Below are 24,576 nucleotides of genomic sequence, written 5' to 3' on the forward strand. Positions count from 1 at the left end.
ACTCATCAATTGTCATAATTTCTTGTATCAAATATTAATAAAAATACGTATTATTCCTAATACTAAAGAAAATCAGACCGTAGATCGTACAATCTAATCAATAGTATTCTTTTATCGTTAATTGTCATATTTGTCAGCCCTAGTTAGTAACAATTATTTGCTTAAACAAACAAAAGGAGGAATTGACAAAGCCTCCTCCCTTTGATATGTAGTCGAGAAATAGTTTGAAACTTTTATACTGTAGGTGTCAAAGACTGTGCGGTCGTCTCAGACTGCCAATCTAATGGGTTCAAAACTTTATCTTCTAATGCCATTTGTTCGATTAAGCTTGCTAGCCGCAGGGCTTTAAGTGCTTGTTTACCACCAACTGATGGTTGATTACCACCACGTACGCAGTTAACAAAATGTTCTAATTCAGCTCGTAACGGTTCAATGTTGCTGGTGTAGACTTTTTCGATCACACCATCTTGCTTGTATAACATTTGCCGAGAATCATTTGTCCTATTACCGCTAATATGCCGATGAATCAGAATTTCGTTTTGCAGGAAATCAGCTTCGGTAAATGAGTTCTTGCAATGGGCAACAATGCGTCTAATCTTACGGTGAGTTATTTTACTGGCGGTTAATGTTGCTACAATACCATTGGCAAATCCCAAGGTGGCAGTAACATAATCGAGAAAACGATTCTCAGGAGAACGATTACCGCTAGCTGTAAGTTTGACAACTTGGGAACCAGCTACTTCTAATAAAAGATCGATGTCATGGATCATTAAATCCAGAACCACAGAGACATCGTTTGCTCGATGAGAATAAGGACTCATCCGGTGAGCTTCAAGGGCTAATATTCTTTCTGTTTTGAGTACTTTGCTTAATTCTTGAAATGCAGGGTTAAAACGTTCAATATGACCTACTTGTAATATGCATTGTGATTCCGCAGCAGCATTAACCAATGACTCTGCTTCAGAAATGCTAGCAGCAATTGGTTTTTCTAACAAAACATGAACTCCTGATAAAAGGCAGTTCATGCCTACAGCGTAGTGTAAACGTGTCGGAACAGCAATACAAACTGCATCAACTAAAGGTAAGAGTTCTGTGTAATCCTCAAAAAAACGTACCTTATATTTACTAGCCGTTTCCAATCCTCGCTCAACATCAATGTCTGCTACACCTACGAGTTCAACATCTTTCATTAAACTCATAACACGAGCATGATTTTGTCCCATGTTACCCACCCCGATCGTGCCGATACGGATCGGTCGTGGCTGTTGGCGCTGTGTATGGGAATTCTGTTCTGACACACAGTTGCTCTCTTGCACTATTGTTAATCTCCTCAACCACCAAATTTAGAGACGCTACAGTCTTTGGCGTTCAGATTTAAACACCAGTTTTGACCCGTCTAAAACCATCCAGATGGTAACATGGAGGTTCTATTTATGAAGAATTTCAAAGTTTACTGTGAGTTCCCGGCACTTGAGATTGTTTTGTTTGTTTGATGAATATGAGGTAATTCTTGTATGGGATAGAACAAAATAACGTACTTGCTCTACTCAAATTTTTCACTCAAATTTTTATGCAATCAGTAAAACAAGTCCTTTGAACATCTAAAATTAATGGGGTTTAGGGATCGATTACCAACTGAAATTGAGACAAGTAAATAAAAAGTAAATAAAAATTATTGTTATGGTTTTTTTATGGTGTATTGCTGAAACCATAACGATCCCAAAAGTAGCAACTAAAATTCTATTACACAAATAAAAACATAAATAAAAATATAAATAATAAACAATAATTTCCGTTGAACATGAAATTAATTCTGTAAACTACTTAACTTAATTTTGTTGATTTTTAGGATCGTTTTTTCATCAAGACTCCCTGACATAACACTTGGCATAAAATTTTGAATGAATTTAAATGACTTAAATTAGCTACTGCAAAAATATTCTGATATCTAACTGCTTCGCTGCAAGTTTTTTGGAAAAGCATAACGTTTGTTTTGGTTAGTTCTTGATGGAAAATTTAAATGAAAGCTGTAATTTTGTTATCTGGCGGATTAGATTCGTCTACGGTTTTATATCAAGCACACTCTGATGGTTATGAATGCTATGCAATTTCATTTGATTATCAGCAACGCCATCGTCGGGAGCTAAAATCGGCGCGGTTGGTTGCGCAATCAGCAGGTGTGGTACAACATCAAGTTGTTAATTTCGACCTGAGACAATGGGGTGGTTCGGCGCTGACAGATAATTCATTAGAATTACCCCGCGATCGCGACATTATCCAAATGTCCCAGAATATTCCAATTACCTACGTTCCCGCTCGCAATACAATTTTTCTCAGTTTTGCTTTGGCGTACGCAGAAACTATTGACGCCAAGCGGGTTTATATTGGCGTTAATGCCTTGGATTATTCTGGATATCCTGATTGTCGCCCTGATTATATTCAAGGGATGCAAGAGGTGTTTCGCTTGGGAACAAAGCAAGGAAGGGAAGGACAACCAATTAAGATTGTCACACCCCTGATTGATTTGAAAAAAACTGAAATTATCCAGTTAGGTAATAAATTAGGAGTACCTTGGGAGCTTACTTGGTCTTGCTATGCGGGGGAAGAGATATCCTGTGGTGTTTGCGATTCTTGTCTCCTAAGACTTAAAGCTTTTACCGAATTAGGGCTTAGAGACCCGATACCTTACAGGGGTAATGGGAGGTAATTGGTAATGGGTAATGGGTAATGGGTCACTACAATTGGTAAATCCCAATCCCCAATCCCCAGTCCCCAATCCCCAATCCCCAGTTCTAAGCATCAGATGTTTGTTTCTGGACAACTTTCGCTCCGTTTAAACGGCGTAATTGGATTTGATGGAGGCGCGGTCCCACAACCGAAACAACGGTAAATTCCAAATTGTAGTAGGTAAATACTTCTCCAAAAGAAGGAATTTTTTGCAAATTGTACAGAATGAAGCCACCCAAGGTTTGATATTCCTTGGTCAGAGGTAAATTGATATCCAAAACTTCGTTCAAGTCTTCCAAGTTGATTTGAGCTTGAACTAAAAATGTTTGTTCATCTAAAATCTGGATCAGCAATTTGTCGTTCTCTTCTGCATCTTCTGTATCGCCAATAATCTGAGCGATCACATCTTCGATTGTTACTAGTCCTACAGTTCCACCAAATTCGTCCACCACCATTACCATTGTTGGCTTATCTTGCTGCATCATTGGTAACAGTTCGTTCAAAGGAGTTCGCTCTGGAACAAATCTCACCTGACGCATCCAAGACTGAATTGGCGCATTCAAGTCAATATTTTCCGAAGCTAGAGCTTTGGTTAAGTCTTTAAAGTAAATAATGCCCCGAATATCATCCAAAGATTCGCCAATAACTGGATAGCACGAATAATCTGTAGCAGCCATTTCTTTGAGACAGGTTTGAATCGTAGCATTTTTGGGTATGGTAGTGATTCTGTTGCGGGGAACCATAATCGCTTCAGCTGTCACTTCCCCAAATTCAAATACTTTTTTGAGTAATTCCCGTTCCTTTGCTTCTAACCCTGTCGATTCCCGTTCGGTGGAGATAATTAACTGTAATTCTTCTGGGGTTACAGGAGTTCTCCAACTCAAACCGGTGTATTCTACGCCAAATAAGCGTAGCAACCAACGAGTGGAATGGTTCAAAATCCAAATAAAAGGACTAAAAAACCGAACAATAGCTCTAACTAATGGACCTAAAAATCGTGCTAATTTTTCTGAATAAAGTATTGCTACTGACTTAGGACATAATTCTCCCAAGACAATTTGTAAATAAGCAATTAAAAAAAATGCAATGGGTATTGATACTGAATGAGCCACTACAGGACTCATAATCTGCGGTAAAGGTAAAGATTGAAGCCACGTATTAATCAAAATCGCAATAGTACCTTCCCCAATCCATCCTAGGGCAAGACTAGATAAGGTAATACCCAACTGGGTCGTAGATAGTAATCTGTCAATGCTACGTTGTAATACTTCAACAGCGATTGCTTGAATGTCACCAGCTTTAACTAACTGATGAATGCGCGATCGCCTTACTGTTACGATGGAAAACTCTGCTGTTACAAAAAAAGCGTTGATAATAATCAGTAGGATTACTGATAATAATCTCAGCCCGATATCCGTCCAATAAAATGTAGGAGAAGCACTCACTGCACTCGAACTCGCATAAAAATGACACCCCGGTGGGGAAAATAGTGTTTGGATCTGGAATGAAGGTCTATTTGATTGATTATTGCGAGAAAAGTGTTAGTTTTCCTACTCATTCACATACCCCCTTAATTCCCTATCCCCAATTTAGATTGCTTTAGTTATTTTTCTACCGGAATATTAGAAACTTCCAAACGCAATTTTTGTGCTGGATAATCTGTAAGAGCAAGGGAAATCTTTTTCACATTGTCTAACAAGGGGGTAGGAATATTAATGCTTCCATCATGAGCTGGTCCGTTGGCTGTTAACTCCGAAGGTAGACCTTGGGTGCTCGCACTCAATGTTCTGCCTCTGTCATCAGTTACATCTAAAAAACTATACAAAAATCGTACTGAATCATCCCCTTTATTTTGCATTCTGACTTTCAAGATTAAGTCGCCTCCAGAATAGCGACTCGACAGTACGGATAATGTAACGTCTTCACTTTCTGCTGCGATTGGAAAGCCCTTCTGGGGCTTTTCTGGGGTTGCTTGCTCTGTCTTTTGCGTCTCTGCTTCTTTGTTGCTTTCGATATCTTCCTCATCTAATAATTTTCTAGCTTTAGTGGTTTTAGCTTTGCCTTGAACTCGCGCTTTAACAATTTTTAATATTTCTTCTTCCTTTAAAAAGTTTACCCCACCGTCTTGGGGATATCCGGTTTTTGGACTCGGAAATTTGCTGCTTGGACGCCCGTCAGGCGCTGATACACCCTTAAGTGCAGAACTTCCGATAGTGAATCCCCAAAAAGCACTTACAGAACCTGCTCCCAACATCATGGATAACAAAATTAATGTTAGAAGTACAGTCGAATTTATTCTCATTTTTGACAAGCTACTTTAAAATACTCTATCTGCTGATTAAATTTTGAAGTTGTTACTTCAAACAAATGCGAAAAATGTTTATTTTTACGGAATTTTACGGGAAGTCGGAGGGCTATAGGCTTTCCCTGGTGCTTATTTGACTAGTTTTTTATTATTCTCTAGCCAAAAAAAGATTAAAGTCGAGTACTAATAGTTTGCACTATTTCCTCAAAGATTTATGTAAAATAGACCAGACTTAAGCCAAATAAATTGATCGTATTTGATTTATTGAATTTCTTCGTTCTCCGGGCTTCCCTTGCTAGGTAAGAAATTTCTTCCAGTTTTAGAAGTTTTTGTCAAGCATTAATTTTCTGAAACATCAACTTTGTGCAACATCAAATTGAGAAATAATCTGCTATCCTAATTTTAGGATTCCCAAAATTGTAAATATACGCTATAATTATTTTCTGAAACCAGGGTTGGCCGAGCGGATGAGGCAGCGAACTCATAATTCGCCTTAGGCAGGTTCAACTCCTGCACCCTGGATTAATAAGTTTTACGTCTCAATATCTTTTTTCAAGCTCCAGCCTAAGTTCCAAATTTTTAGCTTGAGTCAAATCTTTAGCTTGAGTGTGGTATTTCAAATTCAAGTTTAAGTTTGAAATCGAAACTGAAAGTTAGTAATACCTCTATAGGTGGTGAATTTCAGGTTGTGAATTTCAGGTTGTGAATTTAGGGGAGAGTCATTCTTAGGAATTATGCTGGCAATTTCAAGTTTTTACCAAGCTTAATATTTGTCTTAATTTATTCAGATATCAAAAATACTTAATACTCAATTCCTATTTATCAAGCAATTGTTTGCATTCAATAGCAAATGCTGTTATCAAGTTCAGCACTTTTAAATAATTCATTATTGTTCCTAAGTGCTGAAAATTCACGTACTGAAATTTTAAATATTATTTACAAGTAAGCAGCTTTTTTGCACAACTCGAAACAAGGATTTGATTTACAAAAGTTAACTGAACTTGATATTACAGAAAAACGAATTTTCAGCAACAGCAAAATATTTTAAGGAGATGGTATTTCCTCAAAGCGGAATTCAGTACCTGTTTCTAACTCACTGCGCCTAAACTTCGGAGATGACAATAAAGAAGAATTATATGGATTTGGTAGGTCGGGGGTGCGGATATAGGGATCGCTACCAATTTGCTGTTGGAGCATATCTTGATAAACTTCGTTGACTAGTTCGGCGTCACGGGCGATTTCACTCTCTGGGAAGGAATTGCGGAATAGAGAACCTGGTCCTAACAAAAAGTCAACTTGGCGTTTGAGAGAATTGTCTTGATAAAAATTAGGGTCATTTTCGAAAAAGGCCCTTTCAATGATGTCGTTGGGTGTTTCGTAGTTACTTGTTTGTGTTTGAGCTACTACTGGACTGGATAAAACTATAGATGTAGCTAGAAGTGCGATAGGCGTAGCTGCTTGCTTGTAAACCGTACTTCTAAAAGCTTTAATTTTTAAATTCCCGTTCAAATTCAAGTTCAAATTCAAGTTCAAATTCATATTTAAATTCAAATTCACAATTTTAGTCCTTTACGTTTGGGTTTACTTTTGGGTTTGTTGTGTATTTGAGTGAGTATTAACTTATCCTTAATTAGAGAACTTAGATTAGTTCAATCTTTGGTTTAGCATAATTTTTTATACATCTGTAATGACAAATAAGCCCCAATCCCTAGCACAATCGGACTCACAGCGATATAATACTGAGTTAAATATTTTACGTGGAGAATTGCTGGATTTATTTTCCCGATTAGCATATCAAGAAGGAGACTTTGTTCTTTCTTCTGGGTTGCGTAGTTCTTACTACGTGAATAAAACTCAAGTGACCTTGCACCCTCAAGGTGCTTTACTCATCGGTCAAATCATTTTCTCTATGTTACCTACCGATACTGAAGGGGTAGCAGGATTGACGTTGGGAGCAGATCCAATAGTAACAGCAGTCAGCATCATATCAGCGCAAGAAAAACGACCCATACCAGCACTTATTATTCGCAAAGAAGCCAAGGGACATGGAACCAAAGCTTATATTGAAGGACCAAGCTTACCAGCAGGGGCAAAAATAGTAGTATTGGAGGATGTGGTCACCACCGGACAATCAGCAATGAAGGCTGTTACCAGACTTAGAGATGCAGGTTATACCGTAGAGCAAGTCATCTCGTTGGTAGACAGGTTACAAGGTGGTGCGGAGCTTTATCAGTCAGCAGGATTAAAATTTGCAGCAATATTTTCAATTACTGAAATTCAACAGCGCTTTCGGGAGTTGGGGGTATAGGGGATTGGTGATATGCCGTAGGCATCTGCTTTGCAATCGGGTATAGGGATTAGAGATTTGGAACTAGCTTTTGATGTGAATTATATAAATTCAGCCTTGTAATATCGAGAATTTTAAGAACCGTTAGAAATCACTTCTTATTTGATTCCACCAAATTAAGTGATTCCAGTTTTAATTCACATAAGTTGTAACTAGTAATTCAGATATCATTCAAGTCTTCCCAGTCGCCAGAGGCTAGAGGCTATAAATACGTTACCTTCGGCCACCGACGCCGTGAGACGCGCCAGAGGCGTTAGTACGCATCCTGCGGATGTTAGCGTTGCTAGCGTAGCGTACCGTAGGTATTGCGTGACGTAGTCATACAGCTTGCTGCATCCAAACACCGCAGGTGACCCTCAGGCTCTGACTATAGCTGCGCTACCTACGGATCCGGAGCCGTCACCCAACGCTGCAGGCAGTACGACGACGCAGTGCTATCCCCACCCAGTCGCAAATACCCAGTCCCCAATCCCCTTTAACCAGTCGTAACTTCTTTATCTTTTGCTAAAAATTTCTCCAACTCTGTCAAAGCATCAGCATCCACTTTAGTTTGCATGGGACAGAATTTTGGTCCGCACATCGAACAGAATTCTGCTGTCTTGTAAATATCTGCTGGTAGAGTTTCGTCGTGATATTCTTTAGCTCTTTCGGGATCGAGGGCTAATTCAAATTGACGATTCCAATCAAAGTTATAACGAGCGCGAGAAAGTTCGTCGTCTCTGTCTCTTGCTCCCGGACGTCTTCTGCCGATATCTGCTGCATGAGCAGCAATTTTATAAGCAATTAAACCATTACGAACATCTTCAGCATTGGGTAAACCAAGGTGTTCTTTAGGTGTGACATAACACAACATTGCGGTACCATACCATCCTGCCATTGCAGCTCCTATGGCAGAAGTAATATGGTCATATCCAGGAGCAATATCAGTTACCAAAGGACCAAGAACATAGAATGGTGCTTCACTGCACTCTTCCATTTGTTTTTTGACATTAAATTCAATTTGATCCATTGGTACGTGACCGGGACCTTCTACCATGACCTGAACATCATGTTCCCAAGCTTTGCGAGTTAACTGTCCAAGGGTTTTAAGTTCAGCTAATTGAGCTTCGTCGGAAGCATCATGGGTACAACCAGGACGTAGAGAATCACCCAAACTAAAGGAAACATCATATTTCTTAAAGATTTCAATGATATCTCGGTAATGGGTATATAGTGGATTTTGTTTGTGGTGATGTAACATCCACCTGGCAATAATACCGCCACCGCGAGATACGATACCTGTAATTCGGGTCTTAACCAAAGGCAGATGTTCAATCAAAATACCTGCATGTATGGTCATGTAGTCTACGCCTTGCTGGGCATGTTTCTCAATGATATGGAGAAAATCATTTGCGGTGAGATTTTCAATCCGACCGTGAACACTTTCCAATGCTTGATAAATTGGTACAGTCCCAATTGGAACGGGTGAGGCTTGAATAATCGCAGTCCGAATTCGATCTAAGTCACCTCCACCGGTCGATAAATCCATGACTGTATCTGCACCGTACTTAACTGCTAAGTTAAGTTTTTCCACCTCTTCAGACAAATTAGAGGAGTTGGGAGAAGCACCAATGTTAGCATTGACTTTGCACTTGGAAGCAATACCAATACACATTGGTTCTAGGTTGGTATGATTGATGTTGGCAGGGATAATTAACCGTCCCCGTGCAACTTCCTCTCGAATTAACTCAACGGGAAGATTTTCGCGCTGAGCGACGTAGTACATCTCTTCGGTGATGGTACCCTGACGAGCGTAATGCATTTGCGTTACATTACCTTGACCGCGCCGCTTTGCAACCCATTCTGTCCGCATATTAAATTTCCTGTAGTAACAGCTTCCCTCCGCCGGTATTACCCGGACTCAGGTGTTAAGGGTTTAATCTCAGCCTCTTATACAGGCACCCCTAGCATGGTTATAAATTGTACCACTTTCAATCGGTATAAGTTAATCGTTATTTAAGAATAATTATTGAAAATAATGGGCATAAGTTAATAGTTATTCAAAAATAATTATTGAAAATTAACGTATTAGGGATTGGGATTGGTCAATTGGTCACTTGTCATTTATTACTAATACTTGGTGAATTGAACAAAAAAATGACAGCAGGAAAACAACACAAAAGAAATCAGAATCGGACTATCTTGTTTTATAAGCCCTATGGGGTCCTCAGTCAGTTTACGAAAGACAATCCGGATCGGAGGACGCTTAAGGATTATATCCAAATCCCCGATGTCTATCCTGTAGGACGTTTGGACTGGGATAGTGAAGGTTTGATGTTGTTGACGAATAATGGTCGCCTACAACATCTTATTTCCCATCCTCGGTTTGGACACCAACGTACTTACTGGGCGCAAGTTGAAAGAATTCCTGATGAACAGGCTTTAGAAAAATTACGAACTGGAGTCTCAATCAAAAACTATTTCACTAAACCTGCACTAGTTAAATTGCTACCACAAGCACCCGATCTACCCGAACGCAATCCACCGATTAGATTTCGCCTCAATGTCCCCACTGCTTGGTTAGAAATGACTCTGATAGAAGGTAAAAACCGTCAAGTACGCCGCATGACTGCATCTGTTGGTTTTCCTACCTTAAGACTGGTAAGAGTCAGTATTGCTCATTTATCTTTAGAAGATCTTCAGCCCGGTCAATGGCGTTATCTTAGCTCTGCAGAATCCAAGAAGGTTTTGTCAGTTAACCGTTCTTTATCCTACAAATAAATAACCACAAAAATCGTTAAGTTAAGCTACATCTATATAACTTTTATTAAAATTCTAGATTGGCAAATTTCAAAATATTTGAGTTTCAGAATTCCAGCTATTCATGAAATTTAGCTATTCATGAAATCCAGCTATTCATAAAAATTAGAGTCACAAGCTATAAAAATAAAGACACGTAATGTAGTGTAAGACACCTTTTCAGGCCAGTCGTATTTTACCAAAAGTTGGATTGAAATCTGCACAATACCGATTTTAAAATCTTTTTAAATTTGAGATTATTTTTAAAGTTGAGATGAATTGTTGGGTGCAATAATGGACTCTAGGCAGCTACCTACCAGGCATTCTATTTGCCATCAAAAAATACCAATGAATGAACCTCCTTGCTGGAAATTTTTACCTGAAGGAAATAATTATGTGGATAATTCTTTGTTTGAAGTTTTGTTTCCAGTAAGGAATGATTCCTTATGTGAATCTTGTCTCTACAAGAATTCTCCTCCTGTATATCTGTGCGTAGACCTAAGTGGCAAAATTTTATCTATTAACCTAATAGGTGCTTTATCCCTGGGCTATCGACCTGAGGATTTACTTAGAAAATCTGTATCTCAGTTGTTCGCTACTTCTGAAAAACCGTTATTATCCGAAGCTTTTACCAGATTATCACATCAAACTATAGGGAATAAGAATCACTATTGGTATTTTCAGCTGGAATGTCCGGGCTGGGATCGTGCTTGGGTGAAAATTAATGCTAGAACCTCAGCAAGTAAAGACCACAAGCCCGTAATTCTGATGGTATTTGAAAAAATTACCGCCTGCAAGCACACAAAATATGCAATGAAAGAGAGCGAGCAAGATTTTGTGTTCCTTGGGGCTGGCGTGGATGATATTCCAGCGATGTTGTGGATGAGTAGCTCCGATGGGTGCTATTCATTGTTCAACAAGCAGTTACTCACATTCATTGGTTATGATACGTGGACTTGCGAACGGCAAAGTCCAGAAAAAATCATGTATCATCGAAAACCATCCGATCTAGATTGGTTGAAACTTATTCATCCAGATGATAAAAATTTGTACTTAGATCGTTTTGAAAAAGCATTCGGCACTAAAGAACAGTTCCAAATCGAATATCGTTGTAAAAGAGCTGATGGCGAATATCGTTGGCTTCTAGATCGGGGTTCGCCTAGATTTGAAAAAAATGGTAATTTCTTAGGTTATATTGGTTCCTGTGTTGATATAACTGAAAGTAATCTCGCAAAAACAGCATTAGAAAAAAGCAAACAAGCTTTACAAATAGAATTAGAAGACAAAATAGCACTGAACCACCTAAGGAATGAATTTCTCGGTAAAATATCCCATGAATTGCGCGCGCCATTGAGTAATATGAAAATGGCTATTCAGATGCTAGGGATAGTCTTAGAACAGAGGGGTAAATCCCTCCCAACACAATCAGAAGCCAGATACGAGTTCCCACCTAAGGCAGATATTTATTTACAAATATTAAATAATGAGTGCGAACGAGAAATTAGCTTGATCGACAACTTCTTAGACTTACAACGCTTAGACAGCAATCCTCGGGGATGGGTTCTTGAAAGTATTTCCGTCCCACAATGGCTACCACAGGTGGTGAGAGTATTTCAATCCCGAAGATGTAATTCCTGCAAGCACGACCTGCAATTAGATATTGCAAGCGATATTCCTTTAATAACTTGCGATCCATTTAGCTTGGAACGTATCATCATCGAATTATTGACTAACGCTTGCAAATTTAGCCCTTCCGGTGAAAAAATTATTATGAGCGTCCAAGCTAAATCTCAAAATATTCAGTTCCAGATCACAAATACTGGAGTAGAAATTCCGGAAGCTGAATTAGCTCGTATTTTTGATAATTTTTACCAAATTCCCAGTAATGACCCTTGTAAACAAGGTGGAACCGGCTTAGGCTTAGCATTAGTGAAAAAAATTACTGAGTCTTTAGGAGGAAATATTACAGTCAAAAGTGATTCAAATTATACTTGTTTTACAGTTCAATTACCTGCTGAATAGATCGAATCCACGCCATGCAACTAAACTAGGGTAAAACTCTGGAATAAAACTCTGGAAAACTTATATATACTCTGTAAAGCCTACGGATATCTTATCCAGGATCTTATTTCTAAGTTTAACTAATTTCTAAGTTTAACCAATCGCTAAGTTTAACTGCTTTCTAAGTTCATCCAAATGTGATCAAGGATATCTGTTCAAATGATGTCATACACAGATATCTTTACTTTGGATTATTTACATCAATAAAGTTGTCCTAATAAACTAAGTTTATCTAGGAGCTAGTCTTTAAAGTTCATTTACCCATGCTTTGTTTATATTGTTTATGAAGTCAATCAAATTGTTAAGATATATGTTGATGTGTGCCTACTATTTCAATTTGATGACAACTTAATTTGTAGTAATTCACTTGCCGATAATTTAAAACTAAGCGTTAATATACATAATACTTAATAATGTTATATAAATTGTCTACTAAGAATGCAATTTTTTACCAATAAATATACTTAAAGTATGTGAAAAAATGGTAATTGCAATTGTAGTTGATAGGAGCACCTTGGAACGGGAATGAAGGAACTTCCGAAATGCTGATTTGCCCTCAGTGTAAATTTGAGAATCCGAATAGCAATAAATTTTGTCAAAACTGCGGTACTTCCCTGACCCAAAAGATCTGTCCCGAATGTGGCACTGGCGTAGCGATTAATGCCAAGCAGTGTCAGAACTGTGGTGCTGAATGTGGAATGGTATGGTTAGCAACCATTGTCAAAACACCAACGGAGCAAATTACGGTTAGTACCAGAGAATCTAGTGGGGATAGTTTAAAAGAAACTGAGACAACAAATAGTAATGAACTAATTAGTTCCGAACAAGTTGTTTCTTGGCCACTGGAAGTAGGTTATCATTTAGACTCACAACAACGCTACCAATTATTAGAAAATCTACCCATTTGGGAAGAGATTGAAGCAAAAAGTGAGATTTGTGTCAAAGTATTGGACTCCCAACCATATCAGATATCACCGCTAACGGCAGTTTTGGAGAATATTTCTACAAAGACCAATAATGCAGTATTAGAATCAGAAAGAATACCACATATTGCTAAAACTTATATCGCTTTATATCCTCAAGTGCATTACGGAATACCCCTAATTCATGATGCATGGCAACAAGGAGATATGCAAGTAATTTTGCTTGAAGATAGGTCTAATTGGAAACAACTGTTAGATTTATGGAGTGCAGATACGACTACATCATTCCAAATTTTACATTTTTGTCACCAAATGACCGTACTTTGGCAAATTCTCGAACCGTTTAATTGTTGCCGAAGTCTTTTGCAATTATCTAATCTTAAGTTGGATGAAGACCAAGCGGTAGCGTTACAAAAGTTATACTTTGAGCCTGTCAGCCAGTATATAAATAATGTTGGAGTTTCATCTTCTGTTACAGAAAGAACAAACACCACGCCCGTACAAAACTCACCATTGAAGGTTCAAGCTTTAGGAAGGGTTTGGCAAGCTTTGTTTCGTCAATCTCAACGAACTCAGGTTGGTGCTTTCGTTGAGTTATTAGGGGATTTAGAATTTGGTAAAATCCAAACCCTGAAGCAATTACAATTACGCCTAGAGGATATAGGAACTCAATTACAATGCTCTAACAACATTGCTTCACCAACACTTTTGCAAGTAAATGATGATATGGAAGAAGGGGAAAAAATGAATGAAGATTCACCGACAGTAACACTACCTCTCCATCTTATTAGTTTGGAAGATGCAGGAGTAACCGATGTGGGGTCCCAACGCGACCACAATGAGGATTACTTTGGGATTGAAACTAAAATTAGTAAGTTGGAACTACCCAGAAGTGGAAATGTCGGAGCGCGTGGCTTGTATATTCTTTGTGACGGAATGGGCGGACATGCGGGGGGAGAAGTTGCTAGTAAATTAGCAGTTGATACTCTACGAGAATATTTTCAAACACACTGGACAGATAGCTTACCAAGTGAAGAAACTATTTTGGAAGCAGTTAGCTCGGCAAATAAAGCAATTTATGATGTCAACCAACAAGAAGCTCGTTCTGGTATCGGACGGATGGGGACAACCCTGGTAATGCTTTTAATACAGGATACTGACGTAGCAGTTGTTCATGTCGGTGATAGCCGTCTTTACCGTTTAACTCGTAAACGCGGATTTGAACAAATTACTGTAGATCATGAGGTCGGTCAGCGAGAAATTATTAGAGGCGTGGATCCTTCCATTGCTTACTCTCGTCCTGATGCGTATCAACTGACACAAGCATTAGGACCGCGGGACGATAGTTTTATTTCTCCAGAAGTACAATTTTTTGAGATCGAAGAAGACAGCTTATTTCTTCTAGTGTCAGATGGTCTGTCAGATAACAATTTATTAGAGAATCACTGGCAAGAAAGTTTGCAACCTTTGCTTAAAAGTGATGCCAGTTTACACTTTGGACTTAGAGAGTTAATAGAACTAGCTAACAAATACAACGGCCATGACAATATTACAGCAGTACTTATTCGTTCAAAAGTTGGAACAAATGTTCGTTGTTAACCAATATTAAAAGATTAAAAATTAGTTCTACTATGTTCACTCAAGAACTGAACTCAAGTACTAAATTAAGAAACTAAGTCAAACGTATTCAAGCCGTGTATTTGATACGTATTACTAAGGTATAATAATTTTTTTCTTGTAGTGTTTGATGGCCTTTCTATTAGAAAGAGTATTTATTTGCAAATGTTAGCAAAGACTCATTAAACTGTTTAATTTTGCAGATATTTGCTCAGCTTTCTAAATTCTATTCAATCTTTAGCTTCTATTCAATCTTCAAATTCTAAATTAAAGGTGTGATCGCGCTGACTTTGTTAGAACTGCAACAAAAAACGCCAATTCGGGAATGGCATTTTGAAGGCGAGTCAATCATTCGCATTGGTCGCGCTGTGGACAATCACATTGTTTTAACTGATAATCTTGTTTCTCGACATCATTTAGAAATCCGTCAAACCCAAAATCCTGATGGAAGTATTTGTTGGCAAATTATTAGTCAAGGTATTAACGGTACTTTTCTCAATGGGGTTCTAGTAACTCGTAACAAACTGCAAAATATCGAAAATAACTCAGAACTACAACTAGCCCAGGGAGGTCCCTTATTAAAATTCGAAATCGATCCAGTTAATCCCGACAAGCCATTTATTAGTTCATCTCCAGCATCTAATAAATCTATTAATACTTGTACCCATGAAGGGAATAAAGCTAGTAATTTATTTTGTATTCACTGCGGACAGCCGTTAAATATACGACATAGAATTTGCCATTATCAAGTGTTGCGTACCTTGGGACAGGGCGGGATGGGAACTACTTACCTTGCTTGGAACGAACGAGGTCAATTTGCCAATCAATCCCAACTATTGGTATTAAAAGAGATGAATACTGATATGGCAAAAATTTCTAAGGCACAAGAATTATTCGAACGCGAGGCGAATACCCTTCGCAGTCTCAATCATTCTGGCATCCCCAAATATTATGATTTTTTTGTGGAGGCAGGCAAAAAGTATTTGGCAATGGAACTCGTCCACGGTAAGGACTTAGAAAAATTAATCTATACAAACGGTCCTGTATTGCCAAGTCAGGCAATTACTTGGATGATTCAAACCTGTGACATTCTTGAGTACCTGCACAGTCATCAACCACCTTTAATTCATAGGGATATCAAACCTGCTAACTTGATGGTAAGAAATGCTGATAATCACATTATGGTTCTAGATTTCGGTGCAGTCAAAGAAATCGGTACGACACCAGGAACTCGTATAGGTGCTGAAGGTTATTGTGCTCCAGAGCAAGAAAGGGGACAGCCTTTGACCCAGTCTGACTTGTATGCGATTGGACCAACTATGATTTTTCTACTTTCTGGAGAAAACCCATTTAAGTTTTATCGTCGTCACGGTAATCGTTTCCGATTCGACCTGAGTAGTATTCCTACATTTACTGACAAACTGAAAAAGGTTATAGATCGTACCACAGAACCTCTGCCACGCGATCGTTATCAAACAGCAAGAGAGCTAGCTAATGCTTTGGGTGATTGCTGCTGAAACTTTTTTAGTTTGCTTGAAATATACCTCATCATGTAACACTTAAATCAAACTAGACCACTACCCTGGCGGAAATATTAAGAGCGGCAGGCTTTTAAAGATATCAGCGCGACATTCTGCAGACAACCACAGGTTTTTCTAATAGGAAGTAACAGCAATACTAAAATGTGACCTGTTGTCACCCATGCAAGAGTTGACTATCCTGTCGGCATAAGTCCCTAACTGCGTCACATAGTATTCATTTCTAGGTGCATAAAATCTACTAACAAAATTTTAATGCCCATACACTTTAAGTCCGAACAACGACATCCTGACTAACCTAACAAATTAGTGTGATATGTCTAAGAGAAGTGAAATAGGTCTTAATTATTACTCAGGATTCCTAAACAAAAACAATGCGAACGCTACATTTATTCTGTACGGGCACTGGGATAATACAGGGAACAAAAATTCTTACAGCTAATTTCTAGACTGTAAACTTATACAAAATCATCTCTGCTAGAAACTACTAAAAAATGCTGGAGGCACACAAATATAACCCCGTCAAAAAATATCAAGAAATCTATCCCAATAAATTTATATCAAGATATGTACGGGGGATATTATCTTGTATGCTCTTTTCAAACTATTTTGTACTAGTTTCTTGGAATTGATATCCACACTGCAAGTACTTATTTTCCTGAATACACTATGGATACGATCAAGACCCTAGAACTTCACTTACGGTAAACGATGAAAATTGCTATTTACAAGCAATTTGAATCTTTAAAAGGTGTAAAAGCTATTGCAAAACTTGTCAAGGATGTTACATCTACTGATGATCACACCCATATGAAAACCAGAAATAAATGTCAGTTGGTTTTGCTACCTGAGTACTCAAAAAATAAGTATTTCTTAGCGATAGCGAATATGCTATTTGCAAGCTATTACTCTCTAAGAGTCAGTCGCTACCGTGTTTTCACTTCACATTCACAGCCAAAAATTTGATCGTTTCAAGCACAATAGTGCAAACATTTTTTAGTCTTGGGTCGCAGATGGATGCATCGCCGATGTCAATTATTCCAGTCAAGTACTAAGTGCGATCGTCACTAATTGGAGTGAAATATCTAGTAAATCCAGAATCACAATCGCAGTACTTTAACTATTTCGCAAAAATGGTAACTTGTCTTAGTAAATTTGTTACCAAATCATGAACTTATATCTCACACTTGGCAAGACTATAAAAAATCTTCTAAGTTTCTATAATCTATCGTAATTTGAAAAGTTCAAAACAATACGCACGTAACACTAACTACGGTGGGAGTCTCTGCAAAAGATTAATTAAAATAGCTTCTTACTCCTCATCCCAAGCTTCTACTGCTAACAACTCACTAACCGGATCTTGGGTACTGAAACCAAAGTCCAGTAGTTCGCGCTTCCAATATTGCCATTCTTCACCAAAAAGCAGAGCGATTTTTAAAATACTATCGCTAGGCTTGATAATTTTTGAATCTACCAGTGATTGCACGTTCCGTTGCAACTTCACCATGGGGTGAATTACTTGTTGAGCCATAACCTCAATTGAACTCTGATTTGTTTTAGTAAATACTTGAAATCAAAACCGCTTTACAAGCAAACTTCAGACCATTACTTATATGTAGAGTTTTGTACTTTGGCAAAGCAAGTCTTGCATTTTTAACTATACCACACTTAACCCAATAAAGTAACAGTAAAACTCATTTGTACGGTAATCACTACCCCAGTTAATAAAACTCAGTAGGGTAATGACCTCGATGAATGATTGGCATCAGCATTCACATCGCTAATTGCAAACATCCTAACACTTCTGCCTGTTTGCCTGTTTTTACTCTTCATAAGAATCTAAAAACCGTCTGTTTACTGGCAAATCCTTTGAATTAAGGACTGATAGTAATTAATCGATTTTTTGGAATTAATCATTGACGACTAGCTAGAGTATGGATCCAAAGATATTTGCTGTATGCAGTGAGACTTCATATAGAGTATCGCAAACATCGGCCTCCTAACATAAAATAAAAAAAAGCTTTATAAAATTTTAATCTTTCAGATAGAGTTCCCTGTCTTTAGTTAACGTCCGGAAATGGGAAAAACAGCAAAAACCATGCATAACCACTTAACCAAATAGAGATTATGCTATGGACTTGTTTTTCCATAATTATGCTTTCATCACCCAACAATCTATATTTTTGGGCAAAAATCAATATTATATCCGTCCTTTAACATAAAAATCAAAATTAATTTTGCATTTTGCCACACAGCATACTTGAATGATAACAAAAGTGATTTAAACTACATTTGATTGGTGAACTAGAATATTTTTAAGTCTGAGCACACTATTTTCCGCAAAATTGATAAATTTAAGTGACAGTTAAGAAAAATTTTCTACCCGTTGCTGTGACAAGAATTCCTCTTAATACAGCTAATAAGTACAGCTAATAAGTAAAATCTGGGAAAAATATTTTCAAATGACAGTGACAGTCTAATAAATAATAATTGCTAGGCAATAAACATATTATTTAATTTTAACTATAGTATAAAAAAAATAAAAATAAATTATTTTATCGCAATCCTATTTGACTCGCGAACAGATAAATTGTGGAGAAAGGTGATGGTGCGGCATTAAGCCTTACATCAGAGTCTACGGTGATGATAAAGCCTCTGGCTGTGCTTACACCGCAGGTGCAGTTCAATCTCTGTGGCTTATCTGTGATATTGATTTTATTAATGATTTAGGATTGTTATATATAATCATTAATATAATAAGAAAAAGTGGATAATAATAAATAAAAGTGGATAGAAAATCTATCCACTCCAAACAGAGAATTATTTTGAGTAAATAAAAGTTACTATAATTCTCAATTATTAGCTAGATAAACTCTTATAGTCTGCTGGACATTTAACTTCGTTTGCAGTAGCAGTAACATCCTGTTTCCCATCTTTACCGCCAGCACTTCCAGGTTTTAAGCCTTCACACAATGTAGCTATAGTTGTTGCTTCGTTTGTATCTTTAACAGTTCCTACAGTAACTCCACCAATGTAAGCTTTTAATGCACTTTTTGCAGCTTTTAATTGTGCTTGATTGGTGACTAATGTTTTACCACTACCACCACCTGATATTACATACTTATAATTATCAGTTTCTGTCTTAACACCAAGACCTAATCCACCAAAACTATCTTTATCTGCAAATGCATTATTTTCTAAGTAGTATGTTTGTTGGGCTCTATTCATAGAACCAACAATTGTTTTCGCTTCAGATTGTTTAGCTTTATTTGCTTGATTCAAAAAGGATGGTAATGCAATAGCAGAAAGAATTCCAATAATGATAATTACAACTAATAATTCAATCAGAGTAAAACCTTCATCACCTTTCTTTTTACTCGATAAGTTTTGAATAAGTTTAGCTTTTAAATTGGTTTTCACGTCTGAATTTCCTTTTATGCTAAATACTGTTTTATTGCTTTCTAGAAATAACTTACCCACCTCGAAATATTTTCATATCACTTCTGAAAAAATTTTTTGGAGCTATTTTCAAATTAAAGGCTGAATTCTTGGCCCTCATAATATTTAGAAGCTTTTGAGAACTAATATTTTTGAGCAAATATGGGTTTAGGCTGATGACTGCAGGGGTCGCTGCAACTAGAACGAAATATTAAAGACCAGAAACATTTGCATTTATGTGTTCGGGGTGTAGCACAATGCAACAAGGCTCTCACTTCTCCTAAGCTCTAGTACTTGGATAAAGGTCCGATAAGTTGTGATTGTGTTATATTAATCGTAGTCGTTATGATTATGAATAAAATGTCCAATCAAGCGGTAGAAAATATAGTCATAATTGGTTCTGGTCCTGCTGGGTATACAGCAGCGATTTATGCAGCCAGAGCAAATCTCAAGCCTGTGGTATTCGAGGGTTTCCAAGCAGGGGGATTACCTGGTGGTCAATTGATGACAACAACGGAGGTTGAAAATTTTCCAGGTTTTCCTGAAGGGATTACAGGACCTAACTTAATGGATAATATGAAGGCTCAAGCTGAACGTTGGGGAGCAGAGTTGTATACCGAAGATGTGACAGAAGTAGATCTGTCTCAACGCCCTTTCACGATACGTTCACAAGAGCGCGAATTTAAAGCTAATACCATTATTGTTGCGACAGGAGCAACGGCAAAACGCTTGGGCTTACCAAGTGAGAAAGAGTATTGGAGTCGAGGAATTTCAGCTTGTGCAATCTGTGATGGTGCGACACCAACCTTTAACAGTCAAGAATTAGCAGTGATTGGTGGTGGTGATTCAGCTGCAGAAGAAGCTGCATATCTGACTAAATATGGTTCCAAGGTGAATTTATTGGTGCGTTCTGAGCAGATGCGAGCATCTAAAGCGATGCAAGACCGAGTTTTAAATAATCCCAAAATCGAAGTGCACTGGAATACAGAAGCCGTGGATGTATTTGGAAATGGCTGGATGGAAGGGGTTAAAGTTCGTAACCGGAAAACTGGCGAAGAAAAAGAACTGCAAGCAAAAGGTTTGTTTTACGCCATAGGTCACAACCCGAATACGTCTTTATTTCAAGGACAATTGGAATTAGATGCAGGAGGATACATTGTTACTAAGCCTGATTCAGTAGAAACCAGCGTAGAAGGAGTATTTGCTGCTGGTGACGTACAAGACCATGAATATCGTCAAGCTGTAACCGCTGCTGGTACGGGCTGTATGGCAGCATTACTTGCAGAACGTTGGTTGTCTATGAATAATTTGGTGCAAGAATTTCATCAAACAGCAGAAGCAATAGAGCAGAAACGAGAAAAACATTCAACTACAAGTACAACACCAGAAGAATTTGATATCGATCAAGTGCACCATGTCGGTAGTTATGCTTTGAGAAAACTATTTCACGATAGCGATCGCCTGTTGATAGTCAAATATGTCGCTCCCGGTTGTGGACCCTGTCATACACTCAAGCCCATATTAAATAAAGTAATAGATGAGTTTGATGGGAAAATTCACTTTGTAGAAATTGATATCGACGAAGAGCGAGAAATTGCTGAACAAGCAGGTGTTACTGGAACTCCAACAATCCAATTTTTCAAAAATAAAGAATTGTTACGTGAAGTCAAAGGTGTGAAGCAAAAAAGTCAGTACCGCGAACTAATTTCCAGTAATTTGTGATTTTCAGTAATTTAAGTAATTTATCATTTTTCATATCCCACGGACGCTCTGCGCTAATACTGCAAATTCTTGTGATTCCCCATCTATTACGCGTGGGGATTCTCCATTTGTAGTTTTATAGCAGATACCAAATAATTGAGATAAAGGTCACAGATATTTCATTTCTGGCTCCTGTCTTCTGCTGTGCTTACACTCTAAAATGCCTGCAACAGTACGCAGTGTGAGTGCAACGGCAACGAACGGGACGTGCTGGCTGAAGTGAATATGTAAGTATATCCAGCCACAATTCTGCTATAAATTGCTAATCTTGTCCTACTATCTAGTAAAAATGACTAAATTGCCTATTAACAATTACTTGTCATCTATATAACTGGTAGTGTAAACGATTGAGTTTTTGATATTGAGTTGAGAAAATTAACTGAAAAATTTAAACTGTCCTCTGTTATCAGATACCCGTAGACAGCTTACGTCTAAATATATACGTCTTAATAAGAGGCCAAGCCAAAACGTTAGCACAAACTAACCGCAAACGGTGAGCGTTAACATAACTTACAACTCATAATCCGTAAATTACATATAATATGACAGCTGTCAAAACTTCTCTGCCTAGATTATTTCGTTTGACTAAAAATCCTAATCTTTCCCAAAAGTTAACATTTATAGGATTAATTATCACTCTGGGATTCGTTTTTCTAGCTTTATTTGCACCTCTGTTCCAGGTTGCGGGGTTATTACAAGATCCAACTGAATTCCTTGACAATCCAATTCACACCTTACCTTCATTGCAACATTGGTTTGGTACTAGTCGTCTGGGATATGATATTTTTTCTCGGACAATTTTTGGCATACAAGCTGCGCTGCAAGTAGTAATTTTAGCAACAGCGCTGAGTATGGCTATTGGGGTACCCTTAGGAATGGTAAGTGGCTATTTAGGCGGCTGGCTAGATCGGGTATTACTGTTTATGATGGACAGTATTTACACATTACCAGGGTTGCTATTATCAGTGACTTTAGCTTTTGTTGTTGGCAGGGGAATATTAAACGCCGCGATCGCAATTAGTATCGCTTATATACCTCAATATTACAGAGTCGTCCGCAATCATACAGTCAGCGTAAAAACAGAGGTATTTATTGAAGCAGCCCAAGCAATGGGAGCAAATACTTGGCAGGTGCTTTCCAGGTATTTGTTTTTAAATGTAATTCAAAGCGTACCTGTGCTTTTCACCCTGAATGCTGCAGATGCAATTCTGGTTTTGGGAGGTTTGGGGTTTTTAGGTTTGGGATTACCAGCAGAAGTACCAGAATGGGGTCATGACTTGCGCCAAGCCTTAGAAGCTTTACCCACTGGGATTTGGTGGACAACACTATTTCCTGGTTTAGCAATGACTTTAATGGTTGTGGGGCTATCTTTACTTGGTGAGGGGTTGAATGAGTTTATCAATCCCCGTACCGGGAAAGAATAATTTGCTTATAGATTGCTTGTTGTTGGAAATTCGTATTTGTGAAGCAGTAGTTTGTAATTGGTGTTTGGTTTGGGACTTGGTATTTAGAACTTAGTATTTAGAACTTAGTCTTTAGAACTTAGTCTTTAGAACTTAGTCTTTAGGAGTTGGTATTTGATAATCATAATCAGTGATTTGTCGCGAGTATTTTGTTGTGAGTCATTTGTTTGATTTAAAACAAAAAATGCACAAGTATCTCACGACAGGGTACGAATACCACTAACACATTACTTCATGGTCTAACATGATTGATTATCTGTTGTACTTTTATGCGAGATTTTGGTGTGAAAGATAACTTATCTTTAATTGCTGCGGCTGCGGGCGGTTTTATGCTTTTTGTTGCCCTGACTGGTGTACTGCGAGGAACTCCCTTGGTTTCTTGGCAAAGTAATTCAAGTTTTTCTCGCCCGGCTAGTGAGCCAGAACAAGCATATGCTATTCCCACTCAAGTAGAAGAATTATGGCAAACTTCAAATATTTTCAATACAAATACTTTCAATAATTAGTTTATAATCTTTGCCCTGGCGAATTTTACTCGCTGCAATTGCTATAAATAAATATAAAAACAGGAGTTATCAGTCAGACATTTGACACAAAACCATTTGAAAAAATCTTCAGGGGACGATTTTCAGGTAGTCGGTATTGACTTGGGAGGAACAGCAATTAAGTTAGGACCAGTTAGGTTACTGCTGACGGTGGCTGTTTGTAGTTCCTAACTGTACCTACTCCCCAACCGGCTATTCCAAAAGCAGCGATCGCAGCAATGGTAGATACGATCGCCAAAATAGATTCAGAAAATAAAACTCGGGCAATTGGTATAGGAACTCCCGGACCTGCCGATGCAAATGGGAAAATAGCCAAAGTTGCAATTAATTTACCTCAATGGTATGATATTCCTCTTGCTTCAGAGATAGAAGCAAGGGCAGTTATAGCAAATCATGCAAACTGTGCTGGTTTAGGTGAAACTTGGTTAGTAGCTGATCGTCGTTTTCAGAATTTTATTTTTCTGACTTCAGGTACTGGAGTTTGAGGTGCAATCATTCTAAACGGCAATTTATTTTTTGGTCACCAAGGGGCTGCAGGAGAATTAGGTTTAATTACTTTCAATCCCCAAGAGCCAAAATGTAAAAGTGGTAATCAAGATTCATTAGAATAATTTACCTCTGCGACCGCTATTTATCAGCGCACGGGTAAAAAACCCATGAATTAGCTGAAGCTGCGAGAAGCAGTAATATCAATGTCTTGAAATTTTGGTAAGAATATGATCACGACTTGGGCATCGGCTTAACAAGTTTAATTTATATCCTTACGCCAGAAGCAATTGTAATTGGAGGTGGTGTTAGCGCCAGTGCACATTTTTTTAACCAGCTGCGATCGCAGAAGTGGAAAGACGAGTGATGTCAACTTCTCGCATTGGCTGAGAAATATTAACTTCTAAGTTAGGCAACTCAGTAGGAATGCTTGGCGCTGCAAAATTAGCACTTCACTTACTTTGATTGTGTTTGATAACGGGTAATTGGTATACGCCCGCATCGCTTACGTGGTGTTAGCAAAGCGTGGCGTTAGCTGTAGGTAACTGGTAACTCTGATTTACAAAAAAATGTAGGGTAAATAATCA

16 protein-coding genes, 1 tRNA gene, 1 pseudogene and 1 riboswitch are annotated in these 24,576 nt (G+C 38.0%); of the genes and pseudogenes, 11 read left to right on the forward strand and 7 right to left on the reverse strand.

The features are described 5' to 3' along the window. Positions 1–233 precede the first annotated feature (233 nt). Positions 234–1,316 (reverse strand): Gfo/Idh/MocA family protein, encoded by a 1,083-nt coding sequence (locus BC008_RS01615; protein ID WP_027840899.1) that lies wholly within the window; start codon positions 1,314–1,316, stop codon positions 234–236. 704 nt (positions 1,317–2,020) lie between these two features. On the opposite strand from BC008_RS01615, the gene queC reads away from it, so the two are divergent. Then, a complete protein-coding gene (queC, locus tag BC008_RS01620) occupies positions 2,021–2,707 on the forward strand; it encodes a 7-cyano-7-deazaguanine synthase QueC (protein WP_027840898.1) in 687 nt (228 codons plus the stop codon). A gap of 85 nt (positions 2,708–2,792) precedes the next feature. Here the strand turns inward: queC and BC008_RS01625 are convergent, their stop codons facing one another. Together BC008_RS01625 and BC008_RS01630 are read right to left on the reverse strand one after the other, a co-directional pair. Beyond that, positions 2,793–4,172 (reverse strand): hemolysin family protein, encoded by a 1,380-nt coding sequence (locus tag BC008_RS01625; RefSeq protein ID WP_036264462.1) that lies wholly within the window; start codon positions 4,170–4,172, stop codon positions 2,793–2,795. A 158-nt stretch (positions 4,173–4,330) separates the two neighbouring features. Beyond that, positions 4,331–5,029, reverse strand: coding sequence for a hypothetical protein (locus BC008_RS01630; protein ID WP_027840897.1), 699 nt, complete (start codon positions 5,027–5,029; stop codon positions 4,331–4,333). Positions 5,030–5,481: 452 nt separating this feature from the next. Here BC008_RS01630 and BC008_RS01635 point away from each other — a divergent pair. Further along, a tRNA-Ile gene (locus BC008_RS01635) sits at positions 5,482–5,554 on the forward strand. A gap of 522 nt (positions 5,555–6,076) precedes the next feature. Here the strand turns inward: BC008_RS01635 and BC008_RS01640 are convergent. Further along, positions 6,077–6,589 (reverse strand): hypothetical protein, encoded by a 513-nt coding sequence (locus BC008_RS01640; protein ID WP_235595770.1) that lies wholly within the window; start codon positions 6,587–6,589, stop codon positions 6,077–6,079. 130 nt (positions 6,590–6,719) lie between these two features. Between BC008_RS01640 and pyrE the strand changes: the two genes are divergently transcribed. After that, a complete protein-coding gene (gene pyrE / locus BC008_RS01645) occupies positions 6,720–7,340 on the forward strand; it encodes an orotate phosphoribosyltransferase (protein WP_027840895.1) in 621 nt (206 codons plus the stop codon). 514 nt (positions 7,341–7,854) lie between these two features. On the opposite strand, the gene thiC is transcribed toward pyrE, so the two are convergent. Then, positions 7,855–9,231: a phosphomethylpyrimidine synthase gene (thiC, locus tag BC008_RS01650; RefSeq protein WP_027840894.1), complete on the reverse strand. Its 1,377-nt coding sequence runs from the start codon at positions 9,229–9,231 to the stop codon at positions 7,855–7,857. 7 nt (positions 9,232–9,238) lie between these two features. Then, positions 9,239–9,334: riboswitch (TPP riboswitch) on the reverse strand. A 181-nt stretch (positions 9,335–9,515) separates the two neighbouring features. Between thiC and BC008_RS01655 the strand changes: the two genes are divergently transcribed. The 4 genes from BC008_RS01655 to BC008_RS01670 all read left to right on the forward strand — a co-directional run bounded on the left by BC008_RS01655 (position 9,516) and on the right by BC008_RS01670 (position 16,275). Continuing rightward, on the forward strand, positions 9,516–10,139 hold the full coding sequence (locus BC008_RS01655) for an rRNA large subunit pseudouridine synthase E (protein WP_058182994.1): 624 nt from the start codon (positions 9,516–9,518) through the stop codon (positions 10,137–10,139). A 366-nt stretch (positions 10,140–10,505) separates the two neighbouring features. Beyond that, positions 10,506–12,179 (forward strand): sensor histidine kinase, encoded by a 1,674-nt coding sequence (locus BC008_RS01660; RefSeq protein WP_036264459.1) that lies wholly within the window; start codon positions 10,506–10,508, stop codon positions 12,177–12,179. A 581-nt stretch (positions 12,180–12,760) separates the two neighbouring features. Beyond that, positions 12,761–14,740: a serine/threonine phosphatase gene (locus tag BC008_RS01665; RefSeq protein ID WP_027840892.1), complete on the forward strand. Its 1,980-nt coding sequence runs from the start codon at positions 12,761–12,763 to the stop codon at positions 14,738–14,740. Between the two features lie 293 nt (positions 14,741–15,033). After that, complete coding sequence (locus BC008_RS01670; protein ID WP_027840891.1) at positions 15,034–16,275, forward strand: FHA domain-containing serine/threonine-protein kinase; 1,242 nt, start codon at positions 15,034–15,036, stop codon at positions 16,273–16,275. Between the two features lie 1,333 nt (positions 16,276–17,608). Here BC008_RS01670 and BC008_RS01680 read toward each other — a convergent pair. After that, positions 17,609–17,827 carry a DUF4327 family protein gene (locus BC008_RS01680; protein ID WP_027840889.1) on the reverse strand — a complete coding sequence of 73 codons (219 nt, stop codon included), beginning with the start codon at positions 17,825–17,827 and terminating at the stop codon, positions 17,609–17,611. Between the two features lie 1,328 nt (positions 17,828–19,155). Continuing rightward, complete coding sequence (locus tag BC008_RS01685; protein WP_027840888.1) at positions 19,156–19,716, reverse strand: type IV pilin-like G/H family protein; 561 nt, start codon at positions 19,714–19,716, stop codon at positions 19,156–19,158. Positions 19,717–20,094: 378 nt separating this feature from the next. On the opposite strand from BC008_RS01685, the gene trxB reads away from it, so the two are divergent. The 4 genes and pseudogenes from trxB to BC008_RS01705 all read left to right on the forward strand — a co-directional run bounded on the left by trxB (position 20,095) and on the right by BC008_RS01705 (position 24,454). Next, the gene (trxB, locus tag BC008_RS01690; protein ID WP_027840887.1) at positions 20,095–21,456 is read left to right on the forward strand and encodes a thioredoxin-disulfide reductase; all 1,362 of its coding nucleotides are present in this window, start codon (positions 20,095–20,097) and stop codon (positions 21,454–21,456) included. 581 nt (positions 21,457–22,037) lie between these two features. Continuing rightward, positions 22,038–22,919: an ABC transporter permease gene (locus BC008_RS01695; RefSeq protein WP_027840886.1), complete on the forward strand. Its 882-nt coding sequence runs from the start codon at positions 22,038–22,040 to the stop codon at positions 22,917–22,919. Positions 22,920–23,242: 323 nt separating this feature from the next. Continuing rightward, complete coding sequence (locus BC008_RS50255) at positions 23,243–23,464, forward strand: hypothetical protein (protein ID WP_153009506.1); 222 nt, start codon at positions 23,243–23,245, stop codon at positions 23,462–23,464. 96 nt (positions 23,465–23,560) lie between these two features. Continuing rightward, a pseudogene (locus BC008_RS01705) lies at positions 23,561–24,454 on the forward strand (ROK family protein). The last annotated feature ends 122 nt before the right edge of the window (positions 24,455–24,576 follow it).

Origin of the sequence: Mastigocoleus testarum BC008 (assembly GCF_001456025.1) — a bacterium.
Lineage (GTDB): Bacteria > Cyanobacteriota > Cyanobacteriia > Cyanobacteriales > Nostocaceae > Mastigocoleus > Mastigocoleus testarum.

Excerpts from the sequence above, each read along its gene's own strand:
- queC (WP_027840898.1), top strand. The coding sequence starts at position 2,021 with ATGAAAGCTGTAATTTTGTTATCTGGCGGATTAGATTCGTCTACGGTT.
- BC008_RS01630 (WP_027840897.1), bottom strand. The coding sequence starts at position 5,029 with ATGAGAATAAATTCGACTGTACTTCTAACATTAATTTTGTTATCCATG.
- pyrE (WP_027840895.1), top strand. The coding sequence starts at position 6,720 with ATGACAAATAAGCCCCAATCCCTAGCACAATCGGACTCACAGCGATAT.
- thiC (WP_027840894.1), bottom strand. The coding sequence starts at position 9,231 with ATGCGGACAGAATGGGTTGCAAAGCGGCGCGGTCAAGGTAATGTAACG.
- BC008_RS01655 (WP_058182994.1), top strand. The coding sequence starts at position 9,516 with ATGACAGCAGGAAAACAACACAAAAGAAATCAGAATCGGACTATCTTG.
- BC008_RS01660 (WP_036264459.1), top strand. The coding sequence starts at position 10,506 with ATGAATGAACCTCCTTGCTGGAAATTTTTACCTGAAGGAAATAATTAT.
- BC008_RS01665 (WP_027840892.1), top strand. The coding sequence starts at position 12,761 with ATGCTGATTTGCCCTCAGTGTAAATTTGAGAATCCGAATAGCAATAAA.
- BC008_RS01680 (WP_027840889.1), bottom strand. The coding sequence starts at position 17,827 with ATGGCTCAACAAGTAATTCACCCCATGGTGAAGTTGCAACGGAACGTG.
- trxB (WP_027840887.1), top strand. The coding sequence starts at position 20,095 with ATGTCCAATCAAGCGGTAGAAAATATAGTCATAATTGGTTCTGGTCCT.
- BC008_RS01695 (WP_027840886.1), top strand. The coding sequence starts at position 22,038 with ATGACAGCTGTCAAAACTTCTCTGCCTAGATTATTTCGTTTGACTAAA.